Source organism: Microcoleus sp. A6-C6, from assembly GCF_036705955.1.
Taxonomy (GTDB): Bacteria; Cyanobacteriota; Cyanobacteriia; order Cyanobacteriales; family Microcoleaceae; genus Microcoleus.
Window position 1 is genome coordinate 29,459 of the sequence record NZ_JAUBVR010000048.1, and the last position, 18,320, is coordinate 47,778.

Annotated in this window: 20 protein-coding genes; 7 read left to right on the plus strand and 13 right to left on the minus strand. The window is 46.7% G+C overall.

Translation table 11 applies throughout. The features are described from left to right. The first annotated feature begins 17 nt into the window (after positions 1-17). Positions 18-1,574 carry an O-antigen ligase family protein gene (locus QUB52_RS18985; protein ID WP_332974392.1) on the plus strand — a complete coding sequence of 519 codons (1,557 nt, stop codon included), beginning with the start codon at positions 18-20 and terminating at the stop codon, positions 1,572-1,574. Between the two features lie 132 nt (positions 1,575-1,706). Here the strand turns inward: QUB52_RS18985 and glmS are convergent, their stop codons facing one another. From glmS to QUB52_RS19000, 3 genes are all read right to left on the minus strand, one after another. Continuing rightward, positions 1,707-3,650 (minus strand): glutamine--fructose-6-phosphate transaminase (isomerizing), encoded by a 1,944-nt coding sequence (gene glmS / locus QUB52_RS18990; protein ID WP_332974394.1) that lies wholly within the window; start codon positions 3,648-3,650, stop codon positions 1,707-1,709. A gap of 308 nt (positions 3,651-3,958) precedes the next feature. After that, positions 3,959-4,204: a photosystem I iron-sulfur center protein PsaC gene (psaC, locus tag QUB52_RS18995; protein WP_015175986.1), complete on the minus strand. Its 246-nt coding sequence runs from the start codon at positions 4,202-4,204 to the stop codon at positions 3,959-3,961. Between the two features lie 599 nt (positions 4,205-4,803). Then, positions 4,804-6,120 carry a chloride channel protein gene (locus QUB52_RS19000; protein WP_332974395.1) on the minus strand — a complete coding sequence of 439 codons (1,317 nt, stop codon included), beginning with the start codon at positions 6,118-6,120 and terminating at the stop codon, positions 4,804-4,806. Between the two features lie 79 nt (positions 6,121-6,199). On the opposite strand from QUB52_RS19000, the gene QUB52_RS19005 reads away from it, so the two are divergent. Further along, entirely contained in the window at positions 6,200-6,400 is a 201-nt protein-coding gene (locus QUB52_RS19005; RefSeq protein WP_332974396.1) for a hypothetical protein, read from the plus strand. Positions 6,401-6,613: 213 nt separating this feature from the next. On the opposite strand, the gene QUB52_RS19010 is transcribed toward QUB52_RS19005, so the two are convergent. Continuing rightward, positions 6,614-7,519 carry a CoB--CoM heterodisulfide reductase iron-sulfur subunit B family protein gene (locus QUB52_RS19010; RefSeq protein ID WP_265234359.1) on the minus strand — a complete coding sequence of 302 codons (906 nt, stop codon included), beginning with the start codon at positions 7,517-7,519 and terminating at the stop codon, positions 6,614-6,616. Positions 7,520-7,730: 211 nt separating this feature from the next. Continuing rightward, the gene (locus QUB52_RS19015; RefSeq protein ID WP_332974397.1) at positions 7,731-8,009 is read right to left on the minus strand and encodes an isopentenyl pyrophosphate isomerase; all 279 of its coding nucleotides are present in this window, start codon (positions 8,007-8,009) and stop codon (positions 7,731-7,733) included. 105 nt (positions 8,010-8,114) lie between these two features. Here QUB52_RS19015 and acpP point away from each other — a divergent pair, with 105 nt between their 5' ends. From acpP to QUB52_RS19035, 4 genes are all read left to right on the plus strand, one after another. Further along, complete coding sequence (gene acpP, locus QUB52_RS19020; RefSeq protein WP_265239487.1) at positions 8,115-8,369, plus strand: acyl carrier protein; 255 nt, start codon at positions 8,115-8,117, stop codon at positions 8,367-8,369. Positions 8,370-8,466: 97 nt separating this feature from the next. Continuing rightward, positions 8,467-9,720, plus strand: a complete 1,254-nt coding sequence (fabF, locus tag QUB52_RS19025; RefSeq protein ID WP_332974398.1) for a beta-ketoacyl-ACP synthase II — start codon at positions 8,467-8,469, stop codon at positions 9,718-9,720. Between the two features lie 205 nt (positions 9,721-9,925). Further along, the gene (locus QUB52_RS19030; RefSeq protein WP_332969769.1) at positions 9,926-10,303 is read left to right on the plus strand and encodes a papain fold toxin domain-containing protein; all 378 of its coding nucleotides are present in this window, start codon (positions 9,926-9,928) and stop codon (positions 10,301-10,303) included. Next, positions 10,304-10,681 carry a hypothetical protein gene (locus tag QUB52_RS19035; protein WP_332974400.1) on the plus strand — a complete coding sequence of 126 codons (378 nt, stop codon included), beginning with the start codon at positions 10,304-10,306 and terminating at the stop codon, positions 10,679-10,681. Positions 10,682-10,737: 56 nt separating this feature from the next. Here the strand turns inward: QUB52_RS19035 and QUB52_RS19040 are convergent, their stop codons facing one another. The 8 genes from QUB52_RS19040 to QUB52_RS19075 all read right to left on the minus strand — a co-directional run bounded on the left by QUB52_RS19040 (position 10,738) and on the right by QUB52_RS19075 (position 16,706). After that, a complete protein-coding gene (locus tag QUB52_RS19040) occupies positions 10,738-10,911 on the minus strand; it encodes a hypothetical protein (protein WP_332974402.1) in 174 nt (57 codons plus the stop codon). Between the two features lie 43 nt (positions 10,912-10,954). After that, entirely contained in the window at positions 10,955-11,479 is a 525-nt protein-coding gene (locus tag QUB52_RS19045) for a hypothetical protein (RefSeq protein WP_332974404.1), read from the minus strand. A gap of 126 nt (positions 11,480-11,605) precedes the next feature. Continuing rightward, the gene (locus QUB52_RS19050; RefSeq protein WP_332974405.1) at positions 11,606-12,385 is read right to left on the minus strand and encodes a DUF6816 family protein; all 780 of its coding nucleotides are present in this window, start codon (positions 12,383-12,385) and stop codon (positions 11,606-11,608) included. Positions 12,386-12,610: 225 nt separating this feature from the next. Further along, the gene (locus tag QUB52_RS19055; protein WP_265234819.1) at positions 12,611-13,021 is read right to left on the minus strand and encodes a ChuX/HutX family heme-like substrate-binding protein; all 411 of its coding nucleotides are present in this window, start codon (positions 13,019-13,021) and stop codon (positions 12,611-12,613) included. Between the two features lie 225 nt (positions 13,022-13,246). Further along, a complete protein-coding gene (locus QUB52_RS19060; RefSeq protein ID WP_265234820.1) occupies positions 13,247-14,200 on the minus strand; it encodes a PhoH family protein in 954 nt (317 codons plus the stop codon). 351 nt (positions 14,201-14,551) lie between these two features. Beyond that, on the minus strand, positions 14,552-15,067 hold the full coding sequence (locus QUB52_RS19065; RefSeq protein ID WP_332974406.1) for a KH domain-containing protein: 516 nt from the start codon (positions 15,065-15,067) through the stop codon (positions 14,552-14,554). Beyond that, complete coding sequence (gene rpsP, locus QUB52_RS19070; protein WP_265234822.1) at positions 15,006-15,290, minus strand: 30S ribosomal protein S16; 285 nt, start codon at positions 15,288-15,290, stop codon at positions 15,006-15,008. Before rpsP ends, QUB52_RS19065 begins: the two co-directional genes overlap by 62 nt. An 81-nt stretch (positions 15,291-15,371) precedes the next feature. Continuing rightward, positions 15,372-16,706 carry a D-alanyl-D-alanine carboxypeptidase gene (locus QUB52_RS19075; protein WP_332974407.1) on the minus strand — a complete coding sequence of 445 codons (1,335 nt, stop codon included), beginning with the start codon at positions 16,704-16,706 and terminating at the stop codon, positions 15,372-15,374. Between the two features lie 477 nt (positions 16,707-17,183). On the opposite strand from QUB52_RS19075, the gene plsX reads away from it, so the two are divergent. Further along, positions 17,184-18,233, plus strand: coding sequence for a phosphate acyltransferase PlsX (plsX, locus tag QUB52_RS19080; RefSeq protein ID WP_265234824.1), 1,050 nt, complete (start codon positions 17,184-17,186; stop codon positions 18,231-18,233). Positions 18,234-18,320 lie beyond the last annotated feature (87 nt).

Genomic DNA, 18,320 nt, shown 5'->3' on the forward strand with positions numbered 1-18,320 from the left:
TTAGGTTTGGAGTGTGAGTGAATATCGAAAATCGGTTTAAATTAGCTGCCAAACAGACAGCCAAAAATCTCAAGTCTCGCCTGCAAAAACATCCCGATCGCCAACTGCAAATCCCTTGGAATTGCACTCAATTGGGGACGCTGATTTTTCCGATAATTCCGATTTTGGGAGCATTAGGTTTATTCCTGGGATTGGCGGGTACTTGGAAGCAAAAGTTCCGCCAAATTAGCCGCCGCCCGCTGCATCGAGGATTCGCAATTCTGAGCGCACTGCTAGTCATCACTGTGGTTTTTGCCAACAACCGCATCGAGGCTGTTTTAGGCTTGTTTAATTTCTTACCATATTTCATATTGTTTGCTGCTTTCAGCAGTTTAATTCAAACTCCGGCTCAGTTGCGACAATTGTCTTGGATGATTGTAATTAGTTCAATTCCAGTGATAATTTTGGGTTTGGGACAGCAATTTTTAGGTTGGAGTGGCATCGATCAATTGCAGCCTGTTTTTGGCTGGGTACTAGAACCTAAAGGCAATCCCCCTGGCCGCATGGCTTCTGTATTTATGTATGCTAATATTTTAGCTTGCTATCTGACAATTGCTTTTATTTTAACACTGGGATTGTTGATGGAAGAAGGGTTCAGAAGGAAGAAGGAAGAAGGAAGAAGGAAGAAGGAAGAAAGAGGGAATAAGGAAATAATTAATCAATTCCCAATTACCGATTCCCAATTACCAATGCCCAATGCCCAATGCCCAATGCCCAATGCCCAATTCCTATTTTTAAGTTTGGCTGTGCTGGGAAATGCTGTTGCTTTGATTTTTACTAATTCTAGAAATGCGTGGGGATTGGCCGTTTTAGCAGTTTTGGCTTTTGCATTTTATGCGGGTTATAAAAAAATATTAGCTGCGGTATTTAGTGGGGTTGGTGCAGTGTTTTTGTCGGCGTTTGGGCCGGAACCGCTGCGGCAATATTTACGAAGAATTATCCCGGCTTTTTTCTGGGCCAGACTTACCGATGAGATGTTTCCAAATCGGCCGACTGCTACTTTGAGAACTACTCAGTGGGAGTTTGCTTGGTCGATGACTCAGCAGCGTCCTTGGACTGGTTGGGGACTGCGAAATTTTACGCCTCTCTATCAAGCTCAGATGCACGAATGGCTGGGTCATCCTCACAGTTTGATATTGATGCTGACTGCGGAAACTGGAATACCCGCAACGCTTTTATTTTTGGGTTTAGTTGGCTGGGTTTTGGCTAGAGGTGTTTTGTTGTTGATGAATTGGCCTGTTTCTGCGGCGGACATCCAACAAGAGCAAATAGCAACAGAGGAAGTAGGGGAAAATGCTTTATTGCTCAATCAAAACTCTCTAGTAATTAGCACAAATCAGGTATTTTGTCAAGAAAAACAAGTGGACGATCGCCTAATTTTCTTCAGTTATTTATTAGCCTTCGCCGCCTGTACGCTGTTTAACACTGTAGACGTGACGCTGTTTGATTTCCGAGTCAATACAATAAGCTGGTTGCTGTTAGCGGCGATTTGCGGTGTTGGCGATCGGGCATCGGGAATTGGGCATCGGGCATAGGGTATTGGTTATTGGTTATTAGAGCGAACAACCAACAACCAACAACCAACGAATAACTAATGACTAATGACTAATGACTAATGACTAATGACTAATGATTAATGACTAATGACTAATGACTAATGACTTCCTTTATTCCACCGTCACCGACTTCGCCAAATTGCGCGGCTGATCCACATCCAAACCCCGACGCGCCGCAATGTGATAGGCCAACAATTGCAGCGGAATCACTGTCACAATCGGCGACAACAATTCATCCACCAAAGGCACCGGCAAAACGTGGTCAAAAATATCGGCTTCCGCTTCGCCCTGCTTCGGGGTAACGCCAATTAAACGGGCGTCGCGCGCCTTGGCTTCCTGAGCGTTGGAAAGGACTTTTTCGTAGACGCTTCCGGGCATCGCGATCGCCACTACAGGCACTTTAGCATCCAAAAGGGCGATCGGGCCGTGTTTCATTTCTCCCGCCGGATATCCTTCAGCGTGAATGTAGCTAATTTCCTTCAATTTCAGCGCCCCTTCCAAAGCAATCGGAAAGTTAATTCCCCGCCCCAAAAATATAAAATCTTGGGTTTCGGTAAACTGGTGGGACAATTCCTCCACATACTGTTCTTGAATCTCCAAAAACTTCTCAATTTGGCCGGGCAAATGGCGTAAACCAGCAATAATTTCTGCCAATCTCTCGGTGCTGATTGTTTGCCGCTGGTGTGCCAAATCCAAAGCTAAGAAATAGAAAGCCATCAACTGACTGACAAAAGTCTTAGTTGCAGCCACGCCGATTTCTATACCAGCGTGGGTATTTATGACGTGCGGCATCATGTGGGCGATCGAGCTTTCTGTCCTGTTAGTAATGCCCAACATTCGCGATCGAAATTTATCGGTAAAACCCGCGCGGCGCTGCTGTTCCATCCCCAAAGCAGCCAACGTGTCCGCCGTTTCTCCCGACTGAGTTACCCCAATAATTAAAGTATTTGCTGTTAGTGGCGCCGGTGCGTAACGGTACTCAGAAGCGTACTGCACCGCAGTAGGAATATTCGCTAACTGTTCCAACAAATATTTGCCAATTAGCGAGGCGTGCCAGCTCGTTCCGCAGGCGAGAATTGAAATTTGTTCGACATCGGCGCAAAGTTCATCTGGCAAGTTGAGATTGATGGGAGAGCGCAGATTTCCCGGCTGCCAATCGCTGTCTAAATAAGCATCCAAACAAGCTCGGACTACGGCAGGCTGTTCGTAAATCTCCTTGTGCATGAAGTGTTTGAAGCCTTGTTTTTCGACTAAAACCGGACTCCAACCAAGGATGCGCGGGCTTTTTTTGAGCCTTTCCCCTGTAAAATTGTAAACTTCGACTCCCATCGGAGTTAGCCTAGCCAATTCGCCATTTTCTAAAGATAAAACGGCGCGGGTGTGAGATATTAAGGCTGGCGTGTCGGAAGCGCAGAAAAATTCGCCGGCACCAAACCCAATCACCAAAGGAGCTTGCTGTCTGGCAAGAATTATTTCGTCTGGAAAGTCGGCGCAAATAACGGCGATCGCAAAAGCTCCTTCTAACCGATTTACAGCCTTAGAAACCACTTCCAAAAACGACAAATCTGCAAGTTCATCGGCTGTTTGATCTTTTCCTTCTTCCTTCTTCCTTCTTCCTTCTTCCTTCTTCCTTCTTCCTTCTGCAAAAAATTCAGCGATTAAATGAGGAATAACTTCTGTATCCGTATCCGAGACAAATTTATGTCCCTTCGCTGTCAATTCTTGCCGCAACTCGCGATAATTTTCGACAATTCCATTTTGAACTACGGCAATTCGCCCGCTATTATCCATGTGAGGATGAGCGTTATATTCCTCTGGTTTGCCGTGAGTTGCCCAGCGGGTGTGCCCGATGCCGATGGTAGCCGGAGAGTCTATCTCTGCTAGCTTTTCCCGGAGGTTGTGCAATTTGCCCTTGGCTCGGATGCAGGTAATTTCTCCTTCGGAGATGGTAGCGAGGCCCGCTGAATCGTAGCCCCGGTATTCTAGTTTCTCCAATCCTGCTAGCAAAATCTCGCTTGCTGCTTGCGTGCCGATATAGCCAACGATTCCGCACATTTAAGATAAAACTCCTGCTTAGCGATCGTAATCAAAACCAGTTTTATTATTGAGGACTTATGGGCGATCTGCCAAAAACCTGTTTTTTTTGCTGACTCTTGGTGACTCCACAGAGGATTTTTGGTAGAAAAACCAGGTTTCTGGGTAAGTCGTAAATCGAGATTAACCCAGAAAATCTATTTTTAGGGCAAGCTCCATCTTACACAAAGGCCTAGTCCCGCTGGCTGGATGTCGCAGCAAAAAGAGAGGGGGCGATTAAATTGCCCCCTCTCTTGTGCCGGTAATTCGATCGACAATTCGATCGATATTTAGTAAGCTAGACCCATACTGCGAGTGGTTTCGGCTCCCAGGTAAACCCGGATGCTCAGAAAATCGGTAGGACAAGCTGTTTCGCAACGTTTGCAACCTACACAGTCTTCTGTGCGGGGAGAGGAGGCAATCTGAGCTGCTTTGCAGCCATCCCAGGGCACCATCTCCAAAACGTCAGTCGGACAAGCGCGGACGCACTGAGTGCAGCCGATGCAGGTATCGTAAATTTTGACTGAATGAGACATTGAATAAAGGCTCCCAACGAGTCACTAAAAATTTGCTGATTCTGTGAGTTCAAAGATTTGACGGCTTGATGCCACCGCTATAACCTGCACAGAGAATTAAAGGCTAGTCTACCGCAGTGGCTGGAAGCACTTCGCCAAAAAGCGACAAAACTTCACAGTTATTCACGCTTCCACTCCCATAGAAGTAGCTTGAAGAGCGCTGTCCCGGCTCGGATACGCGACTGGGGACAGCACTAGGGTATGATTTCGATCGCCGGATTCGGTCTTAACGCGAGATCCCGACAGCACTAGGGTATGATTTCGATTCGCCGGATTGGATCTGAGCAAAAACTCAAATTCTGACTGCAAAACCGCGCCAATCGATCGACTCAAAGCCGAATTCGTCGAAACTTGTATCCGTTTTTAGGCGGACTCGGCGGAAACAGTGGCTTTTGTGCAGATAAAAAACCGCAAACTGACTAATATCAACGGCAAGATATTGTTTGATGCAAACAGTCCATTTGTAATGGCATAAACCTTGAAGCCTTGAGACTCTACACTCGCAATTTGCAAGCATTGCTTACCGCTACATGAGCTATTAGAGGAATTTTACCCGTTTGTCAATCTACTTTACGCTGTGAGGCAATGAAGGGAGATCGGGGAGCCAAGAAGAAACCCACGAGACTAGCAAATAGAATCGGTGTAAAAGTGCTTAACCCTGTCAACTTCGCGAGAAGCAGAGTTGTACTAATTGGAGTGCGAGTAACCGTTGAATTAAGAGCCGCCATTACACAAATCATTGCCAAAGTCTCATTCGATCCGACGGGATTAATGATAGTGATTGCCTTTCCCAAACAGGCTCCTATAAAAAATAGCGGAATGATTATTCCCCCTCGCCAGCCCCCATTGATAGTCACACTAATGGCCAATACTTTAACAACAACTAAAGTCAAGAGAAATGCAAAAGAAAATTTTCCATCAACAATTTTTTCTATTTGATGTTCCCCAAAAAAACGAGTGAGCGGAAAGTAAGCTGATAAACCACCAAGTGCTAGTCCGGCTAAAGTAGTTCGCACATAGATGGGACTGCGTATCGAATCAAACAAGCGACCAACACTGCGAAATACAGCGATAAAAAACCACCCCATCATCGCCCCTACGATTCCATAAGCAATCGCTGCGCCAAAGTCATAAAGGCTGTCCACATTGTACTGAGGAAAATTCCAGGTAGGCCCAAGTCCAAGCTGAGTAATTGCGACAAAGATGGTGTAACTTGCACAACTTGCCACTACCGCAGGCAATATTGCTTCAAAATACTCTACAACATTCTGATGATGCAGGATTTCTAAAGCAAAAAAAGTACCGCCTAAAGGAGCACCGAACAAAACTGTAAACCCAGATGCCATACCAGCAAGACTCAAAGTTCGTAGTGCTTCTCCGCTTAAATTAAAGCGATCGGCCAACCAGGTACCAATTGAACCTGTGACTTGCACCATTGGCGATTCTGGGCCAGCACTGCCTCCACTGGCAATACTGAGTAGCGACGACAGAATCATCGAAGGATTTTCATTCATTGGTAATCTGCCACCTTTGAGATGAATATTGTCAATAATCAACCCAATTTCCCCAGGATTTCCCAGCCAATGAATGATCAAACCGATGAGCAAACCAGCAAGGGGCATGACGATTAGTAGAGAAACTCCACTAAAATTTTCAAATCCCCGCATCAGGTAAGACAAACATATCCAATAACTTGCAGCAAATAAACCACAAATTATTCCTAGCATTGCCCATATTAATACCGAACGTGTGAGATTTATTGGGTTTCGTTTCATTGTTTTTTCTTTGTCTCTAACTAGGAAGTTAGGAAGTATTAAAACTATTTTGTATAATAGTATACAGCTTTTGTGGTCTGCATATGAATCTAACCACCACACTTGCTTTTGAGTGTCAATCTGGCGATCGAATGCGCTCTAGCAATCGCAGTCGCACAAGGGCTTGTAAGGGAACTGAGGCATGGTCGATCGCTCAGTTCGATCGCGCGTGCGTCCTGGTGTCCGCAATCCCGGAGCGGACACCAGGACGCACGCGCGAACCAATCGCGAGATCTGTCAATTGACAGAACATAATATTAAACGCACTTCAACTCTTAGCGGTGTCAATATAGCAATCCTTGCAGGATTTACTCGTTACCAAGAAGAGCCTGGTAACGAGTAGCCAGTAGTCCCACAAATCCTGCAAGGATTGCTATATAAGTCCTAAATTACTCATAACTAAAAATCCCAGCCTACCCGATTTTTCGCTCGAAAGGCTATATATCTGCTGCATTCCCAAGCTCTAAATTCCTGAAATCATCTGCGTTGATCTGTGTTTATCTGCCTGAAATCTGCGGTTAAAAGTCCTTACTACAAAACCGCGCCAATCGATCGACTAAAAGCCTAATTTTTCTAACACCGGCTTAGTGGAAACAATATGCCGATCGAGTCCCAGTTTTTTGGGCTCCACACCCAAAGCCAAAGCCACCAATTGCGGCAAATGCAGCACCGGCAAACCCAATTTGCGATCGATCGCTTTTTCCACCTCCGGCTGCCGCGAATCCAAATTTAAATGACAAAGCGGACAAGGAGTTACCATACAATCAGCGCCATTGTCAAGAGCATCTTGAATGTGTTTTCCAGCCATCTGAAAAGATTGGTTAGTGGCATAACTCGCCAGCGGCCAGCCACAGCACTGCGTCCGCCCTCGATAGTAAACGGGAGTTGCGCCGATCGCCCGAAACACATTTTCCATCGATTCAGGTTGGTGCGGGTCATCGTAAAGCAGCTTATCCTGAGCTCGCAGCAGATAGCATCCGTAAAAAGAGGCGCACTTCAAACCGGAAAGCTTGCGGGTGACTCGCTTCTGCACTTCCTCCAGGCCGTAATCTGCAACGATCGCCCACAATAGATGTTTCACCTCGGTAGTGCCTTGGTAAGGCGAACAGCCTTGTTTTTCCAGCAAACCGTTGACTTTTTCGAGGTAAGGTCGATCGGTCTTTTGGGATTCCTTGAGGCGATCGTCCACATGACCGATTACCCCTTGACAAGTGCTGCAATGCGTCAGCAAAGGCAGATTCAGTTGCTCAGCCAAAGCAATATTGCGGGCGTTAACAGTATCTTCGAGCAACTGCGAATCTTCCTTGAAAGTACCAGAACCGCAGCAGGAAGCTTTTTTGAGTTCCACCAGTTCAATGCCCAAAGCTTGAGTTAGCGCCATTGTAGACAGGTAAAGTTCGCGGGCCGCCCCTTGGGCTACGCAACCGGGAAAATAAGCATATTTGAGAGTTTGGGATGGCATAGTCGTTTTTTGTGGGAGACAAGGGTGGGGACAAGGAACAAGTGCGATCCTCTTCGAGGGCTGCGCTAACGGATTTCATCTCTATAATTACCGTATCAGAGCCTAGCTAGCGGTGAATTGTCAGCTTTTCTCAAGAATTTTGAGACCGATTCACCCAAAAAATGCAACTGTATAAAAACTTAAAACCCATATCCAGCAAGTAATCCCAATCTCAAATCTCAAATCTCAAATGGTATGAGTAAGTTGCTACTACATTGAAATTGTATATTTCGATGACTTGAGCAAAAATCCTCTTCCCATCTCCCAATCTCCCAATCTCCCCCTCTCCCAATCTCCCAATCTCCCCCTCTCCCAATCTCCCAATCTCCCAATCTCCCCCTCTCCCAATCTCCCAATCTCCCCCTCTCCCAATCTCCCCATCTCCCCATCTCCCCATCTCCCCCTCTCCCCCTCTCCCCATCTCCATCTCCCCATCTCCCCATCTCCCCATCTCCCCCTCTGCCTCGTGTCACTTAGAAAAGCGGCAAGCCTTTTTCTTGCAGATCCCCCTTTCGGATAAGATTAGATACGCAGCAACCAATGAGGACACGATGTTATGAGTCAAGACGACATTTTTGCCAGAGTCAAGAAAATTGTGGCCGATCAACTCGAAGTCGATCCGAGCGAAGTCAAGCCCGAAGCCAACTTTGCTAACGATTTAGGAGCAGACTCCTTAGATACAGTAGAGTTGGTCATGGCCTTGGAAGAAGAGTTTGATATTGAAATTCCCGACGAAGACGCCGAAAAAATTACCACGGTTCAAGCTTCTGTAGATTTCATCAGCGAGAAACTTGCAGCTCCAAAAGCATAAAATACCTCTCTTTTCCCCTAAGAGGAGAAAAGTTAAAAAACTAACAACTCCTCTTTTGTTCTGCGTTCTGGGTGTTTAATTTTTTGAAACTGAAATCATGACAAATTTAGAGCGTAAGCGCGTTGTTATCACTGGTCTCGGCGCGATTACACCGATCGGCAATACCTTGTCTGAATATTGGGACGGGTTGCTTGCTGGGAAGAATGGCATCGGCCCGATCACCTTATTCGATGCGTCGCGGCACGACTGCCGGATTGCTGGAGAGGTAAAGGGTTACGACCCACACGACTATTTAGAGCGCAAAGAAGCAAAGCGGATGGATCGCTTTGCTCAATTTGGGGTGTCAGCGAGCAAACAAGCTCTAGCTGATGCAAAGTTTGAGATTAATGACCTGAACGCAGAACAGGTGGGTGTCATTCTTGGCACCGGCATTGGCGGCCTCAAGGTTTTAGAAGACCAGCAAGAAATCTATCTGAATCGCGGCCCCGATCGATGCAGCCCGTTTATGATTCCGATGATGATTGCGAATATGGCCGCAGGTCTGACAGCGATTCACACTGGCGCCAAGGGGCCGAACTCTTGCACGGTGACGGCTTGTGCTGCGGGGTCAAATGCGGTGGGCGATGCGTTTCGCATGGTTCAGGGAGGTTACGCGCAAGCGATGATTTGCGGGGGTACGGAAGCTGCGGTGACACCTTTGTGTGTAGCGGGTTTTGCTGCGGCGAGGGCGCTTTCGACTCGTAATGATGACCCGACTCATGCTTGCCGTCCGTTCGATCGCGATCGTGACGGTTTTGTCGTCGGCGAAGGTGCTGGCATTCTGATTTTAGAAGAAATGGAATACGCTTTGGCACGCGGCGCCAGAATTTACGCAGAAATCGTCGGCTACGGTTTAACCTGCGATGCGTATCACATGACATCCCCAGTACCGGGGGGTGAGGGTGCGTCGCGGGCGATCGCTTTAGCGCTCAAGGATGCCGGTTTAACGCCGGATATGGTGAGCTATATCAATGCTCACGGCACGAGCACGCTTCCCAACGATTCTACGGAAACGAATGCGATTAAAAAGACCTTGGGCGAAAGCGCTTACAAAGTAGCAATTAGTTCTACCAAGTCAATGACTGGTCATCTGTTGGGCGGTTCTGGGGGAATTGAAGCGGTGGCGACGGTAATGGCGATCGCCAATGACAAAATCCCGCCGACAATCAATCTGGAGAATCCCGATCCTGAGTGCGATTTAGACTATGTTCCGCATACAAGTCGCGATCTCAAAGTTGATGTAGCGCTGTCGAATTCCTTTGGATTTGGCGGCCACAACGTGACGCTGGCCTTCAAAAAGTTTGTTCCGTAACTGAAAATCGGAAATTCGCAAATTAGAAGGTGAAAATTCAAGTTTTCACCTTCTGATTTTTTTAGGTGAATTTTATATTGGGCGCACTGCGACGAAGAAACCGGGTTTTTCACCAAATCTGCTGACTACAGCGAATAATTTTCGTCAAAAACCCGGTTTCTGGCCACCCGTGCGTAAGTCATAAATTTGTTGGCATTGGCGGGATATGATTGAGATTACTGCTGAGCAAATACTGCAAATCAAGGCTATTGTCGATCGTTATGAAAACTTTAAATGTGTTGAGTGCGCCACCAATATCAAAGATTACTTGATAAGTCAAGGAATTCATGGAAAGCGCATAAAACTGTACACAGGAGAGGCAATAGGTTGGAACGGCAACATTTATGATGATAGCGTGCCGGGAGAGGCTATTTCAGTAAATGGTCGTCACGAAGGAATCGCTATTGTTATCAACAATGTTGAAACAGTTTTTGACAATCATCACTCTGACGGACTTACGAGAGATGAATGGATAGCAAATCTACAGTTTCATGATAAAATATTGAATAATAAGCAGTTTCAAACAAAGGAGGAAGAGTTTTAAATGGAAACCATTGTAAAAACAGAAGTTGTTAATCACAAGCCTGAAGTTAAATCAGAATATTTATTGGACTTACTGCAAAGAATCAAACAGAGACCTGGTATGTACTTGGGCAAGTGTTCAATTACCCGCCTGCGTGCATTTTTAGATGGATACGGTATGGCTAGAGCAGAACTTGATGTGCCAAGAAGTCAACAAGAACACGATTTAAACGGATTTCAAGAGTGGATACAGGAAAGATATCAAATTACGTCAACTCACGGATGGGACAGTATCATTCTCTTCTTTTCTGTTGATGAAAAAGATGCCCTCGATAAGTTCTTTAAACTATTGGAAGAATTTCTGAATCAGGCTAAAATTGCTGAGGATAAGGAAACTTAGCATAGATGTCTCAAATCCTCACTTGACAATACCTGGATCAAGATTCAACCTTGATTCTAGGAAGTAATTGCCGAAATCGAATATTTATCACCCGCCAAGCTAGGAAATGTAACAGAAAACCCTTGCACATTTTCCTGATTCAAATTAGCAGCGTAATACTGCTTAATTCTGTCAAAAGTCAACTCGCCTTCTGTCAAATCATTTGTATAAGCTGTTTCAAGTTCCCTCATATACCCCAAAGCTGCTGCAAAGCCTTCAGGATCTTTCTCTGCCTCAATTTTGACAGATAAAGAAAGGATTTCCTGAATCGTTTTCGTAAAGTAAACTGATTACTCCTTTTCCTGCCCTTTTCCATTCAAAACCAGTAATCTTTTCCTTATTAATTGCAAGTAAATTATCGCCGTTTCTGACAATCAAATAGTTTTCTACATCAAAAATCATGGGTGGATCAGAAACTATAGTTAGTTCTCCCCATTCCCCAACTCTTAAATAGTATTTGCTATCCGCCCTAAAAAATTCGTCTATATTACCATAATCAATGCTGCCATCGGGATCTGCAATTGGGCTGATGTTGTTCACAACCAAATCGTAGGTTTGAGGGTGGGGAAAATTTATCGTCATCCGCCGATAACAATACTGTTCTCCTGGTAAAGGTTGAGTGTATAGAGAGTGATTCTCAGTGAGGACAGCTTCTAAGAGGATTTGTATAGATGTTTTAGCATTAATGCTGAGTACATAGCTATCCTCTAAATAAATATTTTCAAATCCCGGAAACTGCCAGTAGTTTAAGCGTTCCATTGTTAAATGTCCCAATCGATAGCCGTAGGGTGCGTCGCTGTCAAATTGTCACTCTTTTTTTAGGAATTGTCGATGGCGACGCACCCTACAAATATTGTTGCATGATTTTTGATAAATGGTATTAGCTTATTTGCCCGGTAACAACTCCAACCGATATCGGTACAAAGCCACAGGATGCCCCCCAGCAGCAAAATAATCCGGGTCTTGGGGCGATAAATAAATCGCTGTCACCTGATCCGCTACAATTTTTTTACTCGCAGAATCGCCATTTTTCCCGCTTCCAACTACTCGATAAGCCGTGGTTGTTTCCACCTCGTTTAAATAAATATCAGTCTCTCCCCGAAACACCTGCTGAGAAATCTCTGTAGACATAAATTCATCGGGATTGGGCGTTTCAGTGCCGCGACTGGTAACAATCGAAATTAGTTGGCGATCGCCTTTGAGTATGGTAATCTGGCGGTTGGGATTATTCGGATCGACTTTCACCGAAAGTACGCCACCGTCGCCTAAATAGGCTTTGGCGATGTTCAAACCGTTAAAAGTGCGATCGCCCACAATCTTCTTAGCTAGCTTAGATCTATAATTAGAAAAAATAGCAGTATCTATTTCTGGTTGAAATCGCACTTGAAATAATACGGGCTGCTGTAAATACTGGCGATTTTTTTCAAATCCAGGCGTGACAATATTTGGCGCTAAAGGAGCGGCTAAATCCACCAAAGTGCTCGCAACATTCCAATTTCCTCCCATCCAGTCTGGATACACCAAATCTCCCTTAGCTACAGCGATGGGAGGCTTGCGATCCCAATTGGGAAAACTGGAAATGCGATCGGCCAAAACCCCCGCCCTGGCAGCCCCACCCCACAGCAGCACAGCCAAAACCAGACAAAAACCCCAAATTACCTTCATACCAAATTACATTCAAACAGCTAATTTTTTCTTTCTCTTCTCTCTTCTATGCGTTCTCAGCGCCTCTGCGATTAATTAATCCATAAGTACGCAACAAATTAGTTAAACCTCATATTTATAGCATTTTCATAAGCAGGCATCTTGCCTGTTTCACAAAAATAAATTTGCCGCTTGTGGGGTGGGCATCCTGCCCGCCCCAAATATGCAATTTCAAAGTCGAAAAGCCTATTTTTCAAGTGTCTCAACAGGTGCGGGTTCCCAAACCTCCCCGTATTTTTCCTTCAATTCTTGCCAATTTTCCACCTGTCCCGGTTCATATTCCCCCGGCTTTCCCCACTGCAAAAACGCGCTCAAAGCAGCCTCATTTTGCTCGTCGAGGAAACGAATTGCATAAGTTGTAAAATTGCCTCTTTTCGCCTCCCCAGTCTCGAACTTCACCTGTTTGATTTTGTCCATATTCAGGTGAAACTCAAATATTTCGGCGTGCATATTTGCATATTTACCCTTCGGTAACTCCGCATAAAACAGCTTGTGAATCGAACCGCGTACTTCCAGGACAGCCGCGCTGCTAGTCACAATTAAACGCAGTGTACCCAATTTTTCGCAAGCTTCTAAGAATTCTTTCAGATTAGGCATAATTTGGTAATTGGGAATTGATAATTGGGAATTGATAATTGGTAATTGGGGATTGGTAATTGGTAATAACAACCCAAAACACCAAATAACTAATAATACCCCATGACAACTGACAACTGACAACTGACAACTGACAACTGCCCACTGACAACTGACAACTGCCCACTGTCAACTGTCAACTGACAACTGCCCACTGTCAACTGTCAACTGTCAACTGTCAACTGACTACTTTTCGTGCAGTTCGTAAGCAGCGACAATCCGCTGCACTAGGGGATGTCTCACCACATCCGCCTGATTGAATTCACAGAACGCAATGCCCTCAACGTTGCCCAGAATTTGTTGGGCAACTGACAATCCCGATTGTTGGTGTGGTGGCAAATCTGTTTGAGTGATATCGCCTGTCACTACCATTTTCGATCGAAAGCCCAGACGAGTCAACACCATTTTCATTTGAGCAGGCGTTGTATTTTGAGCTTCGTCCAAAATTACAAAAGCATTGCTGAGAGTGCGCCCTCGCATATAAGCTAAAGGAGCTACTTCGATCAAGCCTCTTTCCATTAAATCGGCCATTTTTTCGGGGTCGATTATTTCTTGGAGGGCGTCGTAAAGCGGACGCAAATAGGGATCGACTTTTTGCTGCAAGTCTCCCGGCAGAAATCCTAATTTTTCCCCAGCTTCTACGGCTGGCCTGGTTAAAATCAGCCGTTCGTACTGCTTGCTTAACAGCGCTTGCACGGCTAAAATAGCTGCTAGAAATGTTTTGCCAGTACCCGCAGGGCCGATGCAAAATGTCAAGTCGTGCGTGCGTACTGCTTGGACGTACTGGCGCTGTTTGAAGGTTTTGGCTCGAATTTCTTCGCCGCGGCGGGTTTTGGCGAGTACGTCTCGCTGTAAGTCTTGCAAATCGCCTTGGCGGTTGGTATCCAATGCGTAGCGGGCCGTCTGGATTTCTACTCCGGTGATGGTTTTGCCGGATTTCCAGTAGTCGGAGAGCGATCGCACTAATTTATGGCACAATTCTACTTGAGTTTTTGTGCCGGAAATCAGTAGTTCCTGGCCTCGCATTACCAGGTTAGCTCCGGTTTGCTTAGAAATAATTTTCAGGTTTTCTTCTTGATTGCCGGCTAGCGACATGGCGCTTTGAGTGCTCGGTAACTCGATTGTTAGTTTTTCAGTCATGCTAGCATGAGCCCCTCCAAATAAGCAATTGAATGTTAACAATTAACGGTTAAATTAGCCCTACTTTGCGAACAAAAAAACGCCAGATACTAGATTTTACCTAGTATCTAAGCGTCTTTTCTGTTTAACTCGCCAATGAGTTTGGTGCTTGAGGCACAAATCAAATCTCCCTTCTTTGAAGTGAGGTAACTTTAGATTTGAGATTTGAGATTTCAGATTTTAGATTTACCTGATTCCGCTGAGATTTGAGATTTTAAATTTTACATTTGTGTCCGATCGCAAAATCGGCAATCTAAAATCAAACGATACAACAGGCAATCTAAAATCTAAAATTCTTGCTGGGTTCTTCAGTTAATAACCGGGAGTATTTCTGCTCGTTCTAAACGTAGGTGTGTTAGTACGGCGAGGTTGTTCTCTCGGAGTTCTGCTAGGTAAGGGAGTCGGCGATGGAGGCGCTGTCCGGGGGCGGAAATCGCCTCGCGGCTCGCGCGTGCCACGATCTGGTCGATCGCGATCCGGGCGATCGCCCCTAGGCGGCAAGGAGTTGCGATCGCCCGCTTCGACATCATATATGTCTAAGTAGAGAGACTGACCAGCAGTTTGCGCCACCGCTTCGAGGGTAGTTCTAATCGCCTGAATATTGCGTCCGCCCCTACCATAAACCCGGCCCTTGTCAGGATCTTCAAAAGCGAGACGAACCCATACCCGCGATTGACGCGGGTGCAGTTCGCAATCAACCCGCAAAGATCCGGGGGTCTCTAAAAAAGGCCCAATTAAAAACTGTACGAGTCCAGCGTAGTTGGGACTAGCTGACTGCTGCTGTGCTGGATTCAACGTTGGCTCCGGCTCCGACTTGTTCAAATACATTCGCTTTTCTCAGGATGTCACGCACGGTGTCAGTTGGCTGAGCGCCTTGTTGTAGACGCTTGACAATCGCTGGAACATCCAGCCTGGTTTCGTTATTTCTAGGGTTGTAGAAGCCGAGTTCTTCTAGGGGACGGCCGTCGCGGCGGGTAGAGCTGTTCATCGCTACAATCCGGTAGCTTGCCTCGCGTTTCTTTCCGTATCTCTTCAATCGCAGTTTGATCATCTTCTTGCAGAATAGTCCTGTTTCAATTCTAAACTATTATGTCGGTCGTCTTTCGGCGAACCCCAACTCAACCCCTATTTCTTAACCTCCCAGCAAAATATCGCTGCGATTTGCTGCCCCCAAAGCTGGTCTAGCACCGTCAATGTGCGGTGTAATTGCTAGCGGCAGGGCCGATGCAGTTCCCCACTGCTGCACCAATTTTTGCAAAAATATATCTTGCTGCGCTCTCAAAGAGTCCCAATCGGTGCCGCGATTGATAATTGCAAACCAAACTAAACCCCGATCGCGCGTGGGTATCGCTCCAGCCAAAGCAATCACCGTGTCCAAAGTACCAGTTTTCACCACAGCGTAGCGCGGAATGTGCCGATGTTCCACAGTTCCCTTATCGCGCCCAGACACCGGAAACAAGTCAGCAATTGTCAACCCAGTAGTCTGAAGGTTGCGGGCGATCGCCTGCATCATCCCGCAAGCCGCCCTCGGAGACATCTGATTTTCGACTCCCAAGCCCGAACCGTTAATTAATTGAAGTTCCGCCTCCGGCACCCCCGCCGCCCAAGTAGCTTGCTGCTGGACTATTTTTGCCCCGCCCAAATTGTCCGCCAGCATTTGGGCAATTTCATTGTCGCTGTGGACGTTCATCTGCTTGAGAATTTCGGGTAAAGGGAGCGATCGACGCTTCAGCAGTAAATGCCCCGAACTAGCAAATTTCTCAGCAATCACGCTGCCGGCGATCGTTACTTGCGACTTTTTAGTTCCCGGAGCCATCTTAGAATACATTGCCAGCACGTCCTGCGGCCAACTACGGCTATCAAGTGCCTGTCGCAGACCCTCCCCCGCAGCCACAGGATCGGACTGGTAATTCATGCGGAAATTGCCTGTCACGACCAAATTGCCAGCCACGCGATCGATACCCATTTGATTGAGAGCATTGCCAACGGCGATCGCCTCCTCCCAAACAAACAGCGGATCGCCCCCGCCACTGACCACCAAATCTCCCTGCAATACCCCATTCCTAATCGGCCCCGTTCCCCAAAACCGCGTTTCAAACTGATAATCCACGCCCCAAGTTTCCAGGGAAGCCAGAGAAGTCGCAATTTTCGTCAGCGAAGCCCCAGGCATCAGCACCGTTCCCTGCTGACTTACCAGTGGCTGCATTCCCGCTTGCACCCAAACTCCCTGATTGCCGTCAATCAGATGCTTCGCCTTCAAATCTTTTAAATATTCCTCCACCGCCGCGGATGCCGGCAAGTCTGAATTTGCCGCATCTATTCCCCCAAAAGCCAGCTCTTCGGCTATCACTAACCCGGGTATCCCTCCCCGCCAAGCCAGTACCGACACAGCGTTGGGCGCGGCACTGCGTACCCCAGCCATGTCCAGCCATAGAGACATGATTCCTGAGCTAAATAAATCCAGCATTTTTTACTCCTAAAGTCAGTCGATTTTAGATTTTAGATTTTAGATTTACTCCGCTGATGAATCTGGGAGATTGAACTTTGGTCTAAAATTTGGGGGCCGAGTCACGACGAGTGTCGGAAACTTGTACCCGTTTTTGGGCGGGCCCACTGTAAACTATTCCATTGAGTTTTTCAATTGGCAGTCAAAAATAGTAAAGTAGGGACAAACTCTATCAGATTAGTCGTCAATGACAATTGTCCGATCGGGCGCGAGCAGATTTGAGTTATTTATTCCCACTTCTGGATTCAGACTCCAGACAAGCAAGAAACGGGTACAAGGCCCAGACGCTCTTGAGTGGATGCTCCCAAAATTTTAGACCAAAGTTCCTGCTCCCAGATTCAATGCTGCAAGTCAATCTCAAATCTCAACTCTCAAATCTCAACTCTCAAATCGACTGAGTTCCTGGTAGAATTTTTAGTGTTTCTCAAACATTAGTCAATGGGATCGACACGCGCAAGAATTGCAATAGACGCTATGGGTGGGGATCATGCCCCCGCCGAGGTTGTAGCTGGAGCGCTTAAGGCACAAGCAGAATTAGGCGTAGAGATTTTGCTGGTGGGCGACCCGCAGCAAATAGAAGACTCGCTACGTCTTCAAGACGCGATCGGCCGCGTCTGCAAAGGTCAGCTAGAAATCGTTCCTTCAGAAGGAACGGTGGAAATGCACGAAGAACCTCTAAGTGCCCTCAAACGTAAGCCCAACGCTTCGATTAACGTAGCGATGAACTTAGTCAAGCAGCAGCAAGCTGATGGTGTGGTGTCCGCCGGTCACTCCGGCGCGGCAATGGCTGCTGCCCTGCTCAGGTTGGGACGCTTACCTGGAATCGATCGCCCTGCGATCGGTGCAGTTTTGCCGACAATGGTACCTGGCACATCTGTACTGATTCTCGATGTTGGCGCTAATGTGGACTGCCGCCCCAAATATTTGGAGCAGTTCGCTCTGATGGGAACTATTTACAGCCAGTGCGTCCTGGGCGTAGCCGAACCTAAAATCGGTCTGCTCAACATTGGCGAAGAACCTTCTAAGGGCAACGACGCGGCGGTTCGCACCCACCAGTTATTGGTGGACAATCCGAACATTCCTTTTGTGGGGAATGCTGAAGGCCGCGACGTGCTGTCGGGGAACTTCAACGTAATTGTCTGCGACGGGTTTGTCGGCAACGTGTTGTTGAAGTTTGCCGAAGCGGTGGGCGAAGTCGTGGTGCAAGTGCTTAAGGAAGAATTGGCCGCCGGACTCAAAAATCAAATTAGCGCTCCCCTCTTGCAAGAAAGCCTCAAGGGGTTTAAGCAGCGGGTAGACCACGTTGAACACGGCGGCGGTTTGCTGTTGGGCGTTGCTGGAGTTTGCATTATCAGCCACGGTTCGTCTCAAGCTGCCTCGATTTTTAATGCTATTCGTTTGGCGAAGGGGGCTATTGACAACCAAGTGCTGGAGCGAATTCGATCGTGCAATCGCGAAAGTGCTTTGGAACAAGAAGCTGTGAAGTAGAGGCATTCATTCAGTTGACAGTTGACAGTTGACAGTTGACAGTTGACAGTTGACAGTTGACAGTTGACAGTTGACAGTTGACAGTTG

What these genes read in the sequence shown, in the direction of transcription:
- glmS (WP_332974394.1), bottom strand. Translation starts at nt 3,650, where the DNA reads ATGTGCGGAATCGTTGGCTATATCGGCACGCAAGCAGCAAGCGAGATT.
- psaC (WP_015175986.1), bottom strand. Translation starts at nt 4,204, where the DNA reads ATGTCTCATTCAGTCAAAATTTACGATACCTGCATCGGCTGCACTCAG.
- QUB52_RS19005 (WP_332974396.1), top strand. Translation starts at nt 6,200, where the DNA reads ATGGTCGATCGCTCAGTTCGATCGCGCGTGCGTCCTGGTGTCCGCAAT.
- QUB52_RS19010 (WP_265234359.1), bottom strand. Translation starts at nt 7,519, where the DNA reads ATGCCATCCCAAACTCTCAAATATGCTTATTTTCCCGGTTGCGTAGCC.
- QUB52_RS19015 (WP_332974397.1), bottom strand. Translation starts at nt 8,009, where the DNA reads ATGGGGAGATGGGGAGATGGGGAGATGGAGATGGGGAGAGGGGGAGAG.
- acpP (WP_265239487.1), top strand. Translation starts at nt 8,115, where the DNA reads ATGAGTCAAGACGACATTTTTGCCAGAGTCAAGAAAATTGTGGCCGAT.
- fabF (WP_332974398.1), top strand. Translation starts at nt 8,467, where the DNA reads ATGACAAATTTAGAGCGTAAGCGCGTTGTTATCACTGGTCTCGGCGCG.
- QUB52_RS19030 (WP_332969769.1), top strand. Translation starts at nt 9,926, where the DNA reads ATGATTGAGATTACTGCTGAGCAAATACTGCAAATCAAGGCTATTGTC.
- QUB52_RS19035 (WP_332974400.1), top strand. Translation starts at nt 10,304, where the DNA reads ATGGAAACCATTGTAAAAACAGAAGTTGTTAATCACAAGCCTGAAGTT.
- QUB52_RS19040 (WP_332974402.1), bottom strand. Translation starts at nt 10,911, where the DNA reads ATGAGGGAACTTGAAACAGCTTATACAAATGATTTGACAGAAGGCGAG.
- QUB52_RS19045 (WP_332974404.1), bottom strand. Translation starts at nt 11,479, where the DNA reads ATGGAACGCTTAAACTACTGGCAGTTTCCGGGATTTGAAAATATTTAT.
- QUB52_RS19050 (WP_332974405.1), bottom strand. Translation starts at nt 12,385, where the DNA reads ATGAAGGTAATTTGGGGTTTTTGTCTGGTTTTGGCTGTGCTGCTGTGG.
- QUB52_RS19055 (WP_265234819.1), bottom strand. Translation starts at nt 13,021, where the DNA reads ATGCCTAATCTGAAAGAATTCTTAGAAGCTTGCGAAAAATTGGGTACA.
- QUB52_RS19060 (WP_265234820.1), bottom strand. Translation starts at nt 14,200, where the DNA reads ATGACTGAAAAACTAACAATCGAGTTACCGAGCACTCAAAGCGCCATG.
- QUB52_RS19065 (WP_332974406.1), bottom strand. Translation starts at nt 15,067, where the DNA reads ATGTATTTGAACAAGTCGGAGCCGGAGCCAACGTTGAATCCAGCACAG.
- rpsP (WP_265234822.1), bottom strand. Translation starts at nt 15,290, where the DNA reads ATGATCAAACTGCGATTGAAGAGATACGGAAAGAAACGCGAGGCAAGC.
- QUB52_RS19075 (WP_332974407.1), bottom strand. Translation starts at nt 16,706, where the DNA reads ATGCTGGATTTATTTAGCTCAGGAATCATGTCTCTATGGCTGGACATG.
- plsX (WP_265234824.1), top strand. Translation starts at nt 17,184, where the DNA reads ATGGGATCGACACGCGCAAGAATTGCAATAGACGCTATGGGTGGGGAT.